Origin of the sequence: Streptomyces mangrovi, assembly GCF_900114215.1 — a bacterium.
GTDB classification, from domain to species: Bacteria; Actinomycetota; Actinomycetes; order Streptomycetales; family Streptomycetaceae; genus Streptomyces; species Streptomyces barkulensis.
The window spans coordinates 372,624-389,035 of sequence record NZ_FOSG01000001.1 but is presented as its reverse complement, the minus strand read 5'-3'; the positions used below and the strand labels follow the sequence as shown (position 1 = coordinate 389,035).

Annotated in this window: 18 protein-coding genes; 6 read left to right on the top strand and 12 right to left on the bottom strand. The window is 74.6% G+C overall.

Annotated features, from left to right (window positions below):
• Positions 1–139: 139 nt before the first annotated feature.
• The gene (locus tag BM237_RS01670) at positions 140–766 is read left to right on the top strand and encodes an HAD family hydrolase (RefSeq protein ID WP_093846954.1); all 627 of its coding nucleotides are present in this window, start codon (positions 140–142) and stop codon (positions 764–766) included.
• A gap of 7 nt (positions 767–773) precedes the next feature.
• Here the strand turns inward: BM237_RS01670 and BM237_RS01665 are convergent, their stop codons facing one another.
• A complete protein-coding gene (locus BM237_RS01665; RefSeq protein WP_093846952.1) occupies positions 774–1,016 on the bottom strand; it encodes a hypothetical protein in 243 nt (80 codons plus the stop codon).
• A gap of 216 nt (positions 1,017–1,232) precedes the next feature.
• Between BM237_RS01665 and BM237_RS30200 the strand changes: the two genes are divergently transcribed.
• Positions 1,233–1,616, top strand: coding sequence for a cold-shock protein (locus tag BM237_RS30200; protein ID WP_093846950.1), 384 nt, complete (start codon positions 1,233–1,235; stop codon positions 1,614–1,616).
• A 48-nt stretch (positions 1,617–1,664) separates the two neighbouring features.
• Here BM237_RS30200 and BM237_RS01655 read toward each other — a convergent pair whose 3' ends face one another.
• The 4 genes from BM237_RS01655 to BM237_RS01640 all read right to left on the bottom strand — a co-directional run bounded on the left by BM237_RS01655 (position 1,665) and on the right by BM237_RS01640 (position 5,285).
• Positions 1,665–2,498, bottom strand: a complete 834-nt coding sequence (locus BM237_RS01655; protein WP_093847377.1) for a 1,4-dihydroxy-6-naphtoate synthase — start codon at positions 2,496–2,498, stop codon at positions 1,665–1,667.
• Between the two features lie 49 nt (positions 2,499–2,547).
• The gene (locus tag BM237_RS01650) at positions 2,548–3,219 is read right to left on the bottom strand and encodes a futalosine hydrolase (RefSeq protein WP_281253880.1); all 672 of its coding nucleotides are present in this window, start codon (positions 3,217–3,219) and stop codon (positions 2,548–2,550) included.
• Positions 3,220–3,281: 62 nt separating this feature from the next.
• The gene (locus BM237_RS01645; protein WP_093846948.1) at positions 3,282–3,785 is read right to left on the bottom strand and encodes a hypothetical protein; all 504 of its coding nucleotides are present in this window, start codon (positions 3,783–3,785) and stop codon (positions 3,282–3,284) included.
• A 27-nt stretch (positions 3,786–3,812) separates the two neighbouring features.
• Entirely contained in the window at positions 3,813–5,285 is a 1,473-nt protein-coding gene (locus BM237_RS01640) for an MFS transporter (RefSeq protein ID WP_425443627.1), read from the bottom strand.
• Positions 5,286–5,539: 254 nt separating this feature from the next.
• Here BM237_RS01640 and BM237_RS01635 point away from each other — a divergent pair, with 254 nt between their 5' ends.
• Positions 5,540–6,466 (top strand): DUF3027 domain-containing protein, encoded by a 927-nt coding sequence (locus tag BM237_RS01635; protein WP_093846944.1) that lies wholly within the window; start codon positions 5,540–5,542, stop codon positions 6,464–6,466.
• Between the two features lie 51 nt (positions 6,467–6,517).
• On the opposite strand, the gene BM237_RS01630 is transcribed toward BM237_RS01635, so the two are convergent.
• From BM237_RS01630 to htpX, 4 genes are all read right to left on the bottom strand, one after another.
• On the bottom strand, positions 6,518–6,955 hold the full coding sequence (locus tag BM237_RS01630; protein WP_139238046.1) for a type II toxin-antitoxin system HicB family antitoxin: 438 nt from the start codon (positions 6,953–6,955) through the stop codon (positions 6,518–6,520).
• On the bottom strand, positions 6,952–7,164 hold the full coding sequence (locus tag BM237_RS01625) for a type II toxin-antitoxin system HicA family toxin (RefSeq protein WP_093846940.1): 213 nt from the start codon (positions 7,162–7,164) through the stop codon (positions 6,952–6,954). Before BM237_RS01625 ends, BM237_RS01630 begins: the two co-directional genes overlap by 4 nt.
• Positions 7,165–7,277: 113 nt before the next feature.
• Positions 7,278–7,856: a PspA-associated protein PspAB gene (pspAB, locus tag BM237_RS01620; RefSeq protein WP_093846938.1), complete on the bottom strand. Its 579-nt coding sequence runs from the start codon at positions 7,854–7,856 to the stop codon at positions 7,278–7,280.
• A 31-nt stretch (positions 7,857–7,887) separates the two neighbouring features.
• Positions 7,888–8,787 (bottom strand): zinc metalloprotease HtpX, encoded by a 900-nt coding sequence (gene htpX / locus BM237_RS01615; protein ID WP_093846936.1) that lies wholly within the window; start codon positions 8,785–8,787, stop codon positions 7,888–7,890.
• Between the two features lie 312 nt (positions 8,788–9,099).
• Between htpX and BM237_RS01610 the strand changes: the two genes are divergently transcribed.
• A complete protein-coding gene (locus tag BM237_RS01610) occupies positions 9,100–12,294 on the top strand; it encodes a sacsin N-terminal ATP-binding-like domain-containing protein (protein WP_093846934.1) in 3,195 nt (1,064 codons plus the stop codon).
• Between the two features lie 49 nt (positions 12,295–12,343).
• Here the strand turns inward: BM237_RS01610 and BM237_RS01605 are convergent, their stop codons facing one another.
• A complete protein-coding gene (locus tag BM237_RS01605; protein WP_093846932.1) occupies positions 12,344–13,126 on the bottom strand; it encodes a class I SAM-dependent methyltransferase in 783 nt (260 codons plus the stop codon).
• 11 nt (positions 13,127–13,137) lie between these two features.
• Positions 13,138–13,677, bottom strand: a complete 540-nt coding sequence (locus tag BM237_RS01600) for an NUDIX domain-containing protein (protein WP_245793346.1) — start codon at positions 13,675–13,677, stop codon at positions 13,138–13,140.
• Positions 13,678–13,940: 263 nt separating this feature from the next.
• Here BM237_RS01600 and BM237_RS01595 point away from each other — a divergent pair, with 263 nt between their 5' ends.
• Both BM237_RS01595 and BM237_RS01590 read left to right on the top strand, forming a co-directional pair.
• Entirely contained in the window at positions 13,941–14,954 is a 1,014-nt protein-coding gene (locus BM237_RS01595; RefSeq protein WP_245793345.1) for a hypothetical protein, read from the top strand.
• Positions 14,955–15,152: 198 nt separating this feature from the next.
• Complete coding sequence (locus BM237_RS01590; protein WP_093846928.1) at positions 15,153–15,533, top strand: Uma2 family endonuclease; 381 nt, start codon at positions 15,153–15,155, stop codon at positions 15,531–15,533.
• Here the strand turns inward: BM237_RS01590 and BM237_RS01585 are convergent.
• Entirely contained in the window at positions 15,527–16,357 is an 831-nt protein-coding gene (locus tag BM237_RS01585; protein ID WP_093846926.1) for an alpha/beta fold hydrolase, read from the bottom strand. The genes BM237_RS01590 and BM237_RS01585 overlap by 7 nt on opposite strands.
• Between the last annotated feature and the right edge of the window lie 55 nt (positions 16,358–16,412).

Sequence of the window (16,412 nt, the reverse complement as noted above, 5' to 3'; positions counted from 1 at the left end):
GAGCTCAAGGGCGGGAGCTCAAGGGCGGGACGGGGACAGGACGGGACAGGACCGGCTCCGCGCCACGGAAGCCGCAGAACCGGCCAGCCAAGGTTAGGCGAGCCTAACCATCTATGTCACGGAGTGCACAATGTGGGGTATGGCTTCTCGTGCGGTGACGGTCGGCTTCGACCTGGACATGACGCTGATCGACTCGCGCCCCGGCATCCGGGCGACCTATCTGGCCCTGACCGCCGAGACCGGCACGTACATCGACGCCGACCTGGCCGTCACCCGCCTGGGGCCGCCGCTGGAGGTCGAGCTGGCGCACTGGTTCGCCGAGGAGGAGATCGACGAGGCCGCCGTCCGCTACCGCGAGCTGTACGTGAGCCACGCCATCGAGCCGACCCTGCCCATGCCCGGCGCCCGGGAGGCGGTGGAGGCGGTCCGGCGGACGGGCGGCACGGCGATCGTGGTCACCGCCAAGCACGAGCCCAGCGCCGAGCTCCACCTCGACCACCTGGGCATCGAGCCGGATGCGGTGATCGGATGGCTGTGGGCGGAGGCCAAGGCCGAGGCGCTGGTCGAGCACGGCGCCGGCGTCTACGTCGGGGACCATCTGGGCGACGTGCGCGGGGCGCGGGCGGCCGGGGCCCTGTCGGTGGCGGTGCCGACGGGCCCGTGCGGCGCGGCGGAGCTGCGACAGGCGGGGGCCGATGTGGTGCTGGAGGACCTGACGGCCTTCCCCGCCTGGCTGGAGACGTACGCGGCGGCCCGGGCCGCCTGAGCCGTGCCTACCGGCGGGCCGCCTCGCGCGCCTCGCGGCGCTGCACCGCGATCGACCGCAGCACCCCCGCGCCGGCGACGGCGAAGCCGACGCCCATCAGCATGCTGACGAGGTACGCGGCCGTGGGCAGCGGGTCGGAGCCGAGGAACAGGGGCGTGATGGTCGCGAGAGTGGCCACCGCACCGACGACGAAGACGACGGCGCCGATGCGGACGAGCAGATCTCCCGCGCGGGACGTTTCACTGGTCACCAGGACAGGGTAGTTCCGTGTGAAGACACGCGCGGGAGACGGGGGAGACGGCGCCCGGGGCGTCTTGTCACCGGGGAGTGGATCATTAGTCTTGGTGACGGCGGGTCATACGGCCCGCCGCGGTCTTGTGCGGAACCTTTGCCTTTCAAGAAGTCGTTGTTTTCCCGACAGGTCGTAGCCCGGGCATCCGGACGAATTACGAGGACGAGGACAGACGTGCCTACCGGCAAGGTCAAGTGGTTCAACAGTGAGAAGGGTTTCGGCTTCCTCTCCCGCGACGACGGCGGTGACGTCTTCGTGCATTCGTCGGTGCTCCCGTCCGGGGTGACCGTGCTGCGGCCCGGTCAGCGCGTCGAGTTCGGGGTCGTCGCGGGCCAGCGCGGCGACCAGGCCCTCTCCGTCACCCTGCTGGACCCGGCCCCCTCCGTGGCCGCCGCCCAGCGCCGCAAGCCGGACGAGCTGGCGTCGATCGTGCAGGATCTCACCACCCTGCTGGACGGGGTCGCGCAGCAGCTGGAGCGGGGCCGCTACCCCGACCGCCAGCACGGCCACAAGATCGCCGGCATGCTCCGCGTCGTGGCCGACCAGCTCGACGTCTGACCGGACGCCCGGCCGCGCACCCCGTACGGGCCCGGCCGGCACCACCGCCTACACGAAGTCCAGCGCGCCGGGGCCCAGGGGCGGCACCAGCTCCTCGGCCGCGGCGCGCGTGAGCAGCCCGCGCACCGCCGCGTAGCCGCTCTCGCCGAGGCCGGCGGTGAACTCGTTGACGTACAGCCCGATGTGCCGGTCCGCGACCGAGGGGTCCATCTCCTGGGCGTGCTCCAGCACGTAGGGCTGTGACGCCACGGGGTCGTCCCACGCCATCCGCACCGAGGTGCGGGCCGCCTCGGCCAGCGCCCGCAGCGCCGGCGCGCCCAGCGAACGCCTGGCGATGATCGCGCCCAGCGGGATCGGCAGCCCGGTGGTGTCCTCCCAGTACTCGCCCATGTCGGCGAGCTTGTGCAGGCCGTAGTCCCGGTAGGTGAAGCGGGCCTCGTGGATGACCAGCCCGGCGTCCACTCGGCCGTCGCGCACGGCGGGCATGATCTCGTGGAAGGGCAGCACGGCGATCTTCCCGACCCCGCCCGGCACCCGCTCGGCCGCCCACAGCCGGAACAGCAGGTACGCCGTCGAGCGCTCGCTCGGCACCGCCACCGTCGCGCCGTTCAGATCCGCCTCCGCACCCGGCTCGCGGGTGAGCACCAGCGGGCCGCAGCCGCGCCCCAGCGCGCCGCCGCACGGCAGCAGCGCGTACTCGTCCAGCACCCACGGCAGAACGGCGTAGGAGACCTTCAGCACGTCCAGCTCGCCGCGCTCGGCCATCGCGTTGGTGACGTCGATGTCGGCGAACGTCACGTCCAGCTCCGGCGCGCCCGGCACCAGGCCGTGCGCCCAGGCGTGGAAGACGAAGGTGTCGTTGGGGCAGGGGGAGTAGGCGATCCGCAGCGGACGCCCGGCCCCGCCGGCCCCGCTGGTTCCGTCAGTGCTGTCATCGCCGGAGCCGGTCAAGGTCCCTCCAATCGTCGAGTACGGGCACGATCCTGCCGAAGGCCGCGGCCAGGGCGTCCAGCGCCTCCGCGAACCGCCAGGCGGCGCGGTCGCGCGGGCCCACCGCGTTGGAGACGGCGCGGATCTCCAGTACGGGTACCCCGCCGCAGGCCGCGGCCGCCTCCGCGACCCCGAAGCCCTCCATCGCCTCGGCCAGCGCGCCCGGGTGCCTGCGCGCCAGCAGCGCGGCCCGCTCGGCGGTGCCGGTGGCCGTGGAGACCGTCAGCACCGGGCCCAGCGCCGCGCCGGCCGCCTCGGCGACGGCCCGCGACAGCGCCTCGGGCGGCAGATGGACGGTGGTGCCGAAGCCCAGCTCGGCCACCGAGGCGAAGGGCTCGGGCCCGGCCGGGGTCTCGGCGCCCAGGTCCGCGGCGGTGATCTCGGAGGCGACGGCCACCGAGCCGACCGGGGCCAGCGGGGCGAAGCCCCCGCCGATGCCCGCCGAGACCACCAGGCCGTACGGGCGGCCCCGCGCCGCGCCGCGCTCCAGCGCCACGGCGGTACGGGCCGCCGCGGCGGCGGGTCCGGCGCCGGCGGCCAGCACGTCGATGCCGGCCGGGGCGCAGGCGACCGCCACCGCGTCACGCTCGGCGGGCACGGCCGTGACGACCAGGACCGGCGCGGCCGCCGCGCCGGTGGGGCGGGACGGCTCGGTACGGCGGGACGGTGCGGGGCTCAGTCTTCGCTCTCGCGCTCGAGCTCGAAGTTCCACACGCCCCGGTAGTCACTGCCGTCGTACTCGACGATGCTCAGCTGCACCGACTGCGGCTCGCCGCCCTGCTGGCCGCCGCCGTTCTGGAAGAACGCGTCACCGGAGAAGCTGCGGTAGGTCTTGGTGATCCGGTCCGTCACCGCGGGCTGGCCGTTGAGGAACAGCACCCAGCCGTCCTCGGCGATCTCGGGGTCCACGCCGATGCGCAGCAGGTCGCCCTGGCCGACGGTGATGGAGGTGTCGGCGTCCTCCTTGGCGCAGGACAGCACCTTGTCCTGCGAGATCTTGCCGTTGTCCTCGTAGCAGGCGGCTTCCGTGGACACGCTGTCGGAACCGACGGTCACGGTCGCTCGGGGAGTCGGCTTCTCGCAGGCGGAGAGGGCGACGAGCCCGAGGGTGGCCGCACCGATGGCTACGGCAGTGCGGATGGTGCGGCTGCCCTTGCCCCGGGAGATCGTGTGGGTCATAGCACGCAGGCTACCCGGCGGTTCCGCTCAGGCGACGCGCGGGTGGGGCGTGCCGTGCCGCGCGGCCGACAGCAGGGGACGGACGGTGGCGAGCGCGCCCACCGCCACGATCACCCCGGCCACCCCCATGCCGACCGGCCCGATCAGCGGCAGCGCGATCCCGACGGCGCCGCCTGCCACCCACGACATCTGCATCAGCGTCTCGGAGCGGGCGAAGGCGGAGGTGCGCACCACCTCCGGCACGTCCCGCTGGATCAGCGCGTCCAGCGACAGCTTGCCCAGTGCCTGCGCCAGCCCGGCGACGGCCGCGACGACGGGCACGGTGACCGTGCCGTACAGCACCGCCGCCACCACGGTGGCGGTCAGGGCCAGCGCCAGCACCGAGGCGATGATCATCTCCGGGACGCGGTCGCGCAGCCAGGCGCCCAGCGCCGTGCCCAGCGCGTTGCCACCGCCCGCCGCCACGGCCACCACACCCAGCGAGACCACGGGGTCCAGGCCGGCCAGGGGGTGCTCGCGCAGCATGAAGGCGAGGAAGAAGGTGAGGAAGCCGGACAGGGCGCGCAGGGAGGAGTTGGCGAGCAGGGCGTTGAACACGGAGGCGCCCACGGTGCGCAGACCGGGCCGCCGGGGCTTGCCGCTCCCGTTGCCGTTCTTCCCCGCAGCGCTTCCGGCCGCAGCGCCCCCGGCCCCGCTCTCCCCGGTGGCGCCCCCGCCGGTATCGGCGCCGCCGTCGCCGTCATGGCTGTGCGCGGCCTCGTAGGCGGTCAGCAGGGCCCGCCGCTCGCCCTTGGCGGAGTCCACCTTGTGGGGCAGCGAGAAGGACAGGAACGTGCCGATGACGAAGACGGTGAAGGCCCCGTACAGCGGCCAGGCCGGCCCCAGACTGTGCAGCGCGGCCCCGAGCGGGGCCGCCGCGCCGGTGGCCAGCAGCCCGGCGAGCGTCACCCGCGAGTTCGCCTTCACCAGCGAGATCCGGTGCGGCAGCAGCCGGGGCACGACCGCCGATCTCACCACCCCGTACGCCTTGGAGGCGACCAGCACCCCCAGCGCCGCCGGATACAGCTCCAGGCTGCCGGTGGCCACCGCCCCGGCCATGCTCAGGGCCAGCAGCGCCCGGCCCAGCATCGACCCGGCCATCGCGGCGCGGCGGCCGTGCGGGATGCGGTCCAGCAGCGGACCGATGATCGGCGCCAGCAGCGCGAAGGGGGCCAGGGTGACGGCCAGGTAGAGGGCGACGCGCCCGCGCGCCTCGCCGGTGGGGACGGAGAAGAAGATCGTGGACGCCAGGGCGACGGTGATCATCATGTCGCCCGCGGAGTTCACCGCGTGCAGTTCGATGAGCTTGCCCAGCCCGGACTCGCCGGCGCCCTGGGCGTGGGTGGCCTTCCGGATGCGCCTGCCCAGCGCGCGGGGAGGCGTGTGTACGGCGCGGACGATCGCCCGCGCCGTACGTCGGAATCGCCCCTCGCCGTGTTGGGGCGTCCTCAAGGCAGCCACGTCGTCAGTGTGCCCCACCGCCCGCCGCCTAGCCCGGCTCCTTCGGCTGAAGGTTTGGTTGAAGGTGCGACGGTCGGCGGTGTGCGCGCGTGGGGTAGCGTGGGGGGATGGTGCGCTCCGCCCGGTGTGAAAGCCTGGGTCCGGACGTCGCAGCGGTCCTCCGGTCCGCTCCGTCCTCACCCGTTTGACCTGGGCATACGGTAGGCGCACTCGCGAAACGGCGTAGGAGAGAATCGATTCTTGTGAGTGCTGCGATGCGAGGCCGTACCCCTGATCGCCTGTGCGCCGAGGCGGTTGAACTGGCTCGGGAGGCGGCACGGGAGGCCGCGTTCCCCGGCCAGGTCGGCGACCATCTGGGTGCCGTCGCCGACGGGGACCGCGTCGTCACGCACTACTTCGAGTGCCTGGAACCGGGCTACCGCGGCTGGCGCTGGGCCGCCACCGTCGCGCGGGCCTCGCGGGCGCGGGTGGTGACCGTCGACGAGACGGTGCTGCTGCCCGGCCCCGACGCGCTGCTCGCCCCCGAATGGGTGCCCTGGAGCGAACGCCTGCGCCCCGGCGACCTCGGCCCCGGCGATCTGCTGCCCACCGAGGCGGACGACCCGCGCCTGGAGCCCGGCTACACCGGCGGCGGCGAACCCTCCCCGCACGCGGCGGTCGTGGAGTCGGCCTGGGAGGAGGCCGGCGCCGAGGGCCCGGCCGAGGCCGAGGACGCCGACGTCGTCACCAGCGAGCCCGGCGAACTCCCCGGCGCCCCGGCGCGCGGCAGCATCGCGGCGGTCGCCGAGGAGATCGGCATGGGCCGCCCCCGGGTCCTGTCCCGCCGGGGCCTGCACGACGCCGCCGACCGCTGGGAGGAGGAGTTCGGCCCCCGGACGCCCATGGCGCAGGCGGCCCCCGCCTCCTGTATGAGCTGCGGCTTCCTGGTGCCGATGGCCGGCTCGCTGCGCCAGGCCTTCGGGGTGTGCGCCAACGAGTTCTCCCCGGCGGACGGCCGCGTGGTCTCCCTCGCCTTCGGCTGCGGCGGCCACTCGGAGGCGGCCGTCATGCCGAAGACGCCGCGCCCGCCGGCGCCGGTGATCGACGAGACGCGGGTGGACGAGATGCCCCTGGGCAAAGGCGTGCGGGCCGACGGCGAGGACGGGGACGCGGACGGCGGCGCGGACGACCCGGAGGCGTAGCGGGCTCCGGCCCGCCGCGGGGCCGGTTGTCCCGGCCCCGCCGGGGCCCGGTCAGCGCTGGACCCGGCGTCCGGTGCGGGGCTTCTCCCTCCGGCTCGTCCGGTGGGCCGCGGACCCCGAACCGAGCAGCTGCGACACCCGCTGGAACGACACCCCCATCACCCGGCCGGCGTCCCGCTGGCTCAGATCGCGGGTCAGGACCGCGGCGGCGCGCCGCATGGCCTCCCGCTCGGCGTCCGCGGCCTCCCGCGCGGCCCGCCTGGCGTCCTCAGCCTGCGCCAGTACCCGCCGGGCCTCCTCCGGGAGTTCGGGCTCGACGGTGACCTCGATCTCTTCCGGCTCGATGTCCAGCATGGCCGCGATCGCCTCGCGAGCCGCTTCGTCGGCCCTGTCCAGCCGTTTGGCCTGGCTGAAGACGCCAGGCAGATCGGGGATCTCCAGAGCCCACCAGTCACCGGCGCGGCGTGCTGTCACGCGGTAAGCGCTCATCGCCACCAACCTTCTCCGAGTTCCGCCTCAAGCCTCTTGCAGATCTGCTCTGCCGTTATCTCGTTGACCTCGCTGTGCTTCGGGATGACGACGGGCGTCGAGCCGCACGTCCAGTACTGATGGCTGCCTTTCTGCCTGTGCATCTCGAAGGCGAGCCCTCTCGCCCTGGCCGCTTTCCTGATCTTGCCGACCAGATCCCTGTACTTCACAGTGTACGTCTAGTCAGGGTAGACAAAATAAGTCCAGTCCCTCTAGACAACTTCATGCGATCGGGTGAGTGGGCCGGGAGCCGCACCGCCGCCGCCCGGCCGCCGTCGCAGGCTCACAGGCCCGGGGCGCCCCAGAGCGGGAACCAGCGGCCCAGGTCCGGCTCGATGTCCAGGTCGTCCTGGAGGGCCGCCCTGACCTGGAGCTCCAGCGGGTTGTCACGTTTTTGGCCGGGCAGTGGGGCGAAGGGGTAGAAGGTGCCGCGCTTGTACAGGTAGACCAGCGCGAGGGGCTGCCGGTCGGGGGAGCGGAAGGCGACCAGCGAGCACAGCAACTGCGGGCCGAAGCCGCTGCCCTGCAGCGTGGCGTTCACCGCGTGCAGGTCGTTGACCAGGGAGGGCAGCTCCTCGGAGGCGCGGCGCGAGAGCAGCCAGGAGTACCCGTAACCGTCCTCGCTGAACTCCACCGCCCCGCCTCCGCGATCGGAGTCCGCGCCCAGCAGGGCCTCCACCTCCTGCCGGATCCGGGTGAAGGCGCCGCCCTCGACGCTCGCGAAGCACACCGAACCCGCTCCAGTGGGGGCCAGGCCCGTGGCGGCCTGGAGGGTTATCGCCGCAGAGGGCAGGGCGAAGAGGCGGTCGAGGTCGGGCCGGGCCGGCTTGCTCCGGCCGAACAGGATGTCCAGCAGACCCACGGCGACTCCTTCCCGGATCCGGTGCTCGGGGTCACTCGCCGCCCAGCCGCTCGGAGATCTCCGCCAGCGCCTCCAGGCGGCTCTCCAGGCTGGGGTGGGTGGAGAACAGCCCGGCCACCGCGCTGCCGGCCCCGAGGGCGGGGGTGAAGAAGAACGCGTTGAACGCCTGGGCCGTGCGCAGGTCCCGGGTGGGGATCCGGGCGATGTCACCGCTGACCTTGGTGAGCGCCGAGGCCAGGGCGGAGGGTTTCCCGGTGAGCATGGCCGCGGCGCGGTCGGCGGCCAGCTCGCGGTAGCGGGACAGCGCCCGGATCAGCAGGAAGCTGAGGGCGTAGACGACGGCGGAGACCAGCATGACCATCGCGAACACGGCGGCGGTGTTCTGGTCCCGGCGGCCCCCGCCGAACAGCTGGGAGTAGAAGGCGAAGCGGACGACCAGCCCGGCCAGCACCCCCAGGAACGAGGCGATGGTGATCACCGCCACGTCGCGGTGGGCGACGTGGGAGAGCTCATGGGCGATGACGCCTTCCAGCTCCTCGGTCTCCAGGCGCCGCGTCAGCCCGGTGGTCACGCAGACCACGGCGTGGTCCGCGTCGCGGCCGGTGGCGAACGCGTTGGGCAGGTCCATGCTGGACACGGCGACCCGCGGTTTCGGCATGTCCGCGGTGGCGCACAGCCGGTCGACCACCCCGTGCAGCCGCGGCTCCTCCTCCGGGGTGACCAGGCGGCCGCGCATGGCGTACAGGGCGATCCGGTCGGAGAACCAGAACTGCGCGCCCAGCAGGGCGGCGGCGATGACGACGACCAGCACGAGGGAGTCGAGCAGCACGATCAGCGCGGCGACGAACCCCACGTACAGCAGCCCGAGCAGGAACATCGTGAGCACCATGCGCCCGGTCAGGCGCCGGTCGGGCTCGAAGCGGCTGCGCATCACGCACCCGCCCCGGAAACCGGGCTTCCGCCGGAAGCCCGTACGGCCGCTGCGACCCTCGTACCCATGGGTCCTCCTGTCCGCCACGCTCCCGCCGGACGGGACCGTGAACCGAGACGCGGTTCCCTTTCCTCCCTGTATACCCCAATGCCCCAAATCGCCCCTTCTCCGGTCCTTCCCCGGCCGCGGACGGGGCGCCGACCCGCGCGACCGGCGGCCCGGCGCGCACCGGGCGTGCCGGACGCAGTACCGTCGCCCGCGGACAGGCAATCGGGCTCGTCCCGCGGCGGACCTGACGGAGGAGACGGACACGTGAGCGGCACGGTGCTGGTGCAGGGCGCGGACGACGGAGCGGACCCCTTCGACACCGCCCGGCTGCGGCGCGGCGTACTCGACGCCTGGACGGCGTCCCCCGCGCGCTTCCGCGAGGACGCCAACGCCGAGGAGGACCTGGCCCTCGGCGGCTACCGCGACCGGCTGGTGGTCGAGCTGGCGCAGAACGCCGCCGACGCCGCCGCCCGCGCCGGCGTCCCCGGACGGCTGCGGCTCACCCTGCGCGGCAAGGTGCTGGTGGCCGCCAACACCGGAGCGCCCCTGGACGCGGCCGGCGTGGAGTCCCTGTCCACCCTGCGCGCCTCCGCCAAACGCGACGACGAGACGACTCAGGGACCGGGCGGGCCGGGCGGGCCCCAGGCGGGCCCCGTCGGCCGCTTCGGCGTCGGCTTCGCCGCCGTCCTGGCCGTCAGCGACGAACCCGCCATCGTCTGCCGCACCGGCGGCACCCGCTGGTCGCTGGCCGAGGCCCGCGAGATGGCCGCCGAGGCCGCCGCCCACAACCCCGGCCTCGCCGACGAGCTGCGCCGCCGCGAGGGCCACGTACCGCTGCTGCGCCTGCCGATGCCCGCCCAGGGCACCGCCCCCCGGGGCTACGACACGGCCGTCGTGCTGCCGCTGCGCGACGGCGCCGCAGAGGAACTGGCCGCCCGGCTGCTCACCGCGGTCGACGACGCCCTGCTGCTCACCCTCCCCGGCCTGACCGAGGTCGTCATCGAGGCCGACGGCGGGGTGCGCACGCTCACCCGCCGCCAGGACGGCGCCTACGTCGTGGTCGAGGACAGCGGCACAGCCGGTGCCGGGGGCGAGGGCGCCACCCGCTGGCGCGTGGCCGCCGACGCCGGGCGCACCGACCCCGCCCTGCTCGCCGACCGCCCCGTCGAGGAGCGGCGGCGGCCGTACTGGTCGGTCACCTGGGCCGTACCCGTCGACGCCGACGGCGCCCCCGCCCCCGCCCGCACCGTGCCCGTCGTCCACGCCCCCACCCCCACCGACGAGCCGATCGGCCTGCCCGCCCTGCTCATCGCCTCCTTCCCGCTGGACCCCACCCGCCGCCACATCGCCCCCGGACCGCTGGCCGACTTCCTGCTGGAGCGCGCCGCCGACGTCTACGCCACCCTGCTGCGCGACTGGCGGCCGGTCACCACCGGCACCCTCGACCTCGTGCCCGGCCCCCTGGGCAGGGCCGAACTCGACGGCGAACTGCGCCGCCTGGTCCTGGAGCGCCTGCGGCGCACCCCCTTCCTGGCGAGCGCCGCCACCGATGACGACAGCGGCGAGCCCCACGCACTGCGCCCCGCCGACGCCGAGATCGCCGAGGGCGCCGGGGCCGACACGGTCGCCGTCCTGGCCGAACTGTTCCCCGCCCTGCTGCCCGCCGGACTGGAGCGCCGCACCGAACTGCGCACCCTCGGCGTCCCCCGGGCGCCGCTGGGCGAGCTGATCGACCGGCTGGCCGGCGTGGAACGGGACCCGTCCTGGTGGCGCAGGCTGTACGACTCCCTCGCCGGCACCGACCCCGACCGGCTCACCGGCCTGCCCGTCCCCCTCGCCGACGGCCGCACCACCATCGGACCGCGCCGGGTGCTGCTGCCGCTGCCCGACACCACGGGCGCCGGCTCCCTGACCCGCCTCGGCCTGAAGGTCGCCCACCCCGACGCCGCCCACCCCCTGCTGGAGAAACTGGGCGCCACCCCCGCCACACCCCGCGCGGTACTCACCACCCCGCAGGTGCGGGCGGCCGTCGCCGCCTCGCTGGAGGCCGAGGAGAGCTGGTACGGCGACGAGGACGAGGACGGCGGCCCCCTGGACGCCGAGGAACTGGCCGACACCGTCCTCGCCCTCGTCCGCGACGCGCGCCTCTCACCCGGCGACGAGCCCTGGCTGGGCGCCCTCGCCCTCCCCGACGAGGACGGCGAACTCGCCCCGGCCGCCGAACTCGTCTTCCCCGGCAGCGCCTTCGAGCGCGTCATCCGCGAGGGCGAACTGCCCGCCTGCGACGCCGAACTGGCCGAGCGGTGGGGCGAGGAGACCCTCGCGGCGGCCGGCGTGCTCGCCGACTTCGCCCTGGTGCGCGCCACCGACGTCGTCCTGGACCCGGACGAACTGGAGCCCCGCGACACCGACTTCCCCGAGCCCGACGACGCGGGCCTGGCCGACGCCGTCGACGTATGGTGCGAGGACGTCCTCGACACCCTGCCCGAGACCCCCGTCCCGCCGGTGGTCTCCGAACTGCTCGCCGTACGCGACCTGGACCTCGTCGACGACGACCACTGGCCGCAGGCCCTGCGGATGCTCTCCCGCCCCCCGGTGCGCGACGCGCTCACCACCCCGGTGCGCGTCCTGCTGCCGGACGGCACGGTCCGGACCGTCCGCCCCTACACCGCCTGGTGGCTGCGCGACCACCCCGTCCTGGACGGCCGCCGCCCCGCCGGACTGCGCGCGGCCGGCGGCGACCCGCTGCTGGCCGGCCTGTACGAGGAGGCGCCCGCCGCCACCTCGGGCCTGGACGAGCAGGTGCTGCGCGCCCTGGGCATCCGCACCTCCGCCGCCGCCCTGCTGGACGAACCCGGCGGCGCCTCCGAACTCCTGGGCCGCCTCGCCGACCCCGGCCTGCCCGTCACCGCCGCCCAACTCCACGGCCTGTACACCCTCCTGGCCGAGCTCGACCCGGACGAGGTCACGCTGCCGGACGAGCTGCGCGCCGTGACCGACGGCGAGGTGCGCCTGGTGGACGCCGCCGACGCGCTGGTCGCCGACGCCCCCGACCTGCTGCCCCTGGCCACCGGCCGCCCCCTGCTGCCGGTACGCCCGGCCCTGGCCGCCTCACTGGCCGCCGTCCTCGACGTACGCCGCCTGAGCGAGGCCGTCGGCGCGGGCCTGCCCGCCCCGGATGCCGGAGCGGGCGAGGTGCGCGAGGTGCCCGACGCGGTACGCGTCCTGCTGCCCGGCGCCCCGGCCGGCTACGTCGAGCACGACGAACTCGTCCTCGCCGGCGTGGAGCTGGACTGGCGGCTCACCCCCGACGGCACCCTCCACGCCGCCACCGTCGAGGGCGTCGCGGCCGGCCTGGCCTGGGCGGCCGGCCAGTGGCCGCGCCGCTTCGAGGCCGCCGCCCTGCTGGAGGACCCCGCCCGGGTCGCCGAACTGGCCCGCGACCGCTGGTTCGACTGACGCCCCGGCCGACCCCTGGGCCGTCAGGGCCCGGGGGCCGCCCGCCCCGTCAGCGCCGCGCGACGGTGACGATCTCCGGGCTGGAGCCCGTCAGCGGACCCCGGACCCAGTCCCCGTAGCGTTCCGCGACCGTCAGTCCGGCCCCGGCCAGGAAGCCGTCGAGCGTCTCCGCGTCCCAGAACCGCAGTTCGCTGCGGCTGGCCCGCTCCCGGTCGGGGCCGGTGAAGGTCGTGGTGAAGCGCACGGTGCCGTCTGCCACCGGCTCCCGGACCTCGTGCGCGACCCGTACCGCCGCGCCCGTGCCGTCCACCACCTCGACCGCGTGCTCCGGGGTCCAGCGCTCCCACGGCCGGGCGGCCGGGTTGCGGGTCTCGAACGCGAAGCGCCCGCCATCGGCCAGCGCCGCCCGCACGGCGGCCAGGGCGGTACGCACCTCACCGTCCCCCAGCAGCACCTGGAAGGCGTGCCCGGTCATCACCACCAGCTCGAACTCCCCCTCCCAGCGGGCCGATCCCAGGTCCCCGAGCACCCACTCCACCTCGGCCCCCGACCGCGCCGCCTCCCGCCGCGCACAGCCCAGCATCGCGGCGGCCGGATCGAGCCCGCACAGCCGTCCGCCGTGCCCGGCCTCCCTCGCGCGGCGCAGCAGCGCGCCCGTACCGCACCCGACGTCCAGCACCGAGGCGGCGGACATCACCAGCTCCAGGTAGAAGTCGTCACCCGGGCCCCACGGGTTGAGCGCGTCGTACAGGGCGGCCAGAGCGGGATCGGAGTAGGCGCGATCGACCGATGCCCCGGAGCGCCCGGCCCGGTCCGCGCCCGCTGCGGGCACCGGCCCACCCGTCACGCCGGCCCCCGGAGGATCGGCTCGCTCAGCAGCAGGGACGCGCGGCCGGTGCGGCGGGCCTCGGCGAGGGCGGCCAGCCGCCGGTAGCCCTCGGGCGTCATCAGCCGCTCCCACACGGGCCACTCCTCCACCGCCCAGCGGTCGTGCTCCTCCGGGTCCAGCCGGATGGAGGCGATCTCCTCGTCGCTCAGCGTGCCGCCGTCGAAGCAGAAGCCGACCTTCGCCAGCGGCGCCTCGGCCGGGTCGGAGCGGATGTAGTGCGCCAGCAGCAGCGGGCGCGGGCCCTCGATCCGCAGCCCGGTCTCCTCGTACGTCTCCCGCACCGCCGCCTGGAACGGGTCCTCGCCCGGGTCCATGTTGCCGCCCGGGATCTGCCACAGCCGTCTGCCGTACACCGAACGCAGCTGCACCGCCCGCCCGCGTGTGTCGGTGAAGTACACGCACGCGTAGACGGTGGCCTTGGGCAGGGTGGCCAGATATTCGGCCTGCGGCATCGGGAACGGCAGCCCGGCGGGCTCGTCACTGGTGGAGGTCATGCCCCTACTCCTACCGGATCTCGGGTTCCGGGATGCGGGATCCGAGCGCTCTCTCATTGGAACGGGTGGGTCGCAGACCCACCCGCCCTCCCTCTGTGAGTGAGGGCGTGAGCAGGCGAGTTGACTTTTGGTGACCGGAGCGCCACGCTTCGGCGTGGCGATGCAGAGTTGCGTCCCGCACAAGCAACGGCCCCCGACAGGTGCTCGCAACACCTCCGGGGGCCTGACCAACGAGATCGACAAGCTAGAAGGAAACCGATCCCATGGCTGGGAACCACTGTAGCTTTTCCGCGTCCTCCGGCGAGCATCCGATGGCCGTTTCCGGCTACGGAAAGCGGCACGTCCCCGGACAACGACCGCGCCGCAAGGACGACTTCGCGGAGCTGAAGCCCCGGGCCGCGGCCGTCGCCGCGTACATCGACCGGTTGCCCGAGGGCGCCGACATCTCCATCAAGGCGCTGGCCGCGCGGCTGCCCTACGGCCAGCAGGCGGTTGGCACGGCACTCCGGCAGATGTCGGCGGCCGGGCATCTCAGGCGGGTGCGGGAGCGTCCGCCGGGGTGCGGCCAGTGGGTGACGCGAACGTACTTCTCGCGCGTCCCGCGCTCCGACGTCTGGTGGGCGGGATTCTTCGCGGAGGCGGAATCCGCCGAGCCGGGAGCCGTCCGGGAGGCCGCCGGGATGGCCGCTCCGGAGGAGGAGACCGCCCCGGCGGGCACGGTCCCGGCGGGGGCGGCCCCGGAGCCGGACGGCGCACAGGAGCGACCGGAGCGGTCACGGGCGTACGGGACGCTGGCGCGGCTGGGGGAGGCCGACCCGCGCATGGGCCTGTCGGCGGCCGACTGCGAGGAGCTGGCGCCGCTGGTGGCCCAGTGGTTCGCCCGGGGCGCGGGGGAGCGGCAGGTGGTCGAGGCGCTGACGGCCGGGCTGCCCGGCGAGGGCGTGCACTCGCCCCGCGCCGTGGCCGCCTGGCGGCTGGAGCACAAGATCCCGCCGCCCCCGCCGGTGCGCAGCCGCACCCTGCGGCTGGTGGAGTGCACGGTGTGCGGCGTGCCGGGCCGGCCGGAGGCCCTGCCCGGCGGACTGTGCCGGGAGTGCCGGGGCGGGGGGCGCCGCGACGGCTCCGGCGGCGCACAGGACGACGCACAGGCTGTGGACGTACGCCGCAAGGCCGACGCCGTACGCGCGGCCATGGCCCGGGGGCGGCGCCGGGGCTCACCGGACGACCCGCGTGACTCCCGTGCGGGCGCCCTTCGCGGCACTACTCTGGGCCGGTAGGCGTGAGAGGGGGCGCACCATGACGGCGCAGATGGAGGGCCCTGTGATGTCCGAGGAGATGCGGCGGTTCGAGGAGATCGACACCGCGTTCCCGGACCTCAGGGGCGAAATGATCGACGGAGAAATTTACATCGACGCCGTGGTGACCAGCGCTCATGGACAGATGGTGCTCGCCATCGCCTCCCAGCTCATGCCCAGGTGGTGCGTGATGACCGAGGTCGACACCGTTTACGGGGGTGGCACGGGAGGACCCTCCTGCGCCCCGACGTGTCGGTGGCCGGTCCCTCCTACCGGGGGACCCGGCTCAAGCAGTTCCCGGCCGACGAACTGCTACTTGTCGCGGAGGTCGTCTCGGAGTCCAACCCCGAGAACGACCTGGACCGGAAGGTCGGGAAGTACGCGGTGGCCGGGATTCCTCACTACCTGGTCGTGAATCCGGTCAAGGGCGTCTGCCTGCTGCACTCCGAGCCGGTCGGCGAGCGCTACCGGGCCGTGCGCGAGAGCGAGTTCGGGGAACCGGTGCCGGTGGGCGAGCCGATCGGCGCCGTGCTCGACACCACGGCGCTGTACGTCTACTGAGCCGCGTTCTCCCGGAGGAAGTCCGTCAGCAGCGACGTCGTCTCCTGCGGGCGCTCCAGGTTGGGGAGGTGGCCCGCCCAGGGGAGTTGGAGGTGGCGGGCGTCGGGGAGCAGATCCGCCAGGCGGGCGGCGATCGTGCGGAAGTCCGCAAGGTCGTGGGCGCCGGAGACGGCGAGGACCGGTGCCGTGATCGCGGAGAGGTCGAGGGCGGGCTCGGGGAGTTCGCCGATCTCCCCCCACTTCTCCTCCGCGGCCGTCTGCACCTCGAAGGCGTGCCGCTGCATCCGCCGCACCTTCTCGCGCGCCGCCTCGCCGGCCTCCGGGCCGAGCCAGCCGGCCACGTTGAGTTCGACGGCCCCCTCCAGGTCGCCGGCCTCGAACAGCGCCTCCTCGCGCGCGTCGAAGGCGGCCAGCTCCGGGCCGAGGTCGTGACCGGGCATTCCGGGGCAGAGCAGCGCCATGGCGGTCACCCGGTCCGGCCACCGCGCGGCGAACTCCAGGGCGACGCGCCCGCCGTAGGAGGAGGCGACCAGGATGGTCCGCCCGATGTCGAGGGCGTCCAGCAGGGCGAGTACGTCGTCGGCATCTCGATAGGGGGTCGTCGCGGCCGGGGTGTCGCCGTGGCCACGGAAGTCGCAGCGCACCAGCCGGTGGCCGGCCTCGGCCAGGGGCGTCCACTGCGGGTCCCACATGCGCCGGTCGCAGACCGAGGAGTGCAGCAGCACCAGGGGCGTGCCGCCGCCGGAGGGCCCGTCGTCGGAGGGCCCGTCGCCGAAGGGGGCGCCGGAGGTGTCGTGGTAGAGGAGCGTCGTCGGGGTCGTCATCCGGCACAGGGTAGGGACGCGGGGACCGGGCCGCCCGCGGATATCCGCGGGCGGC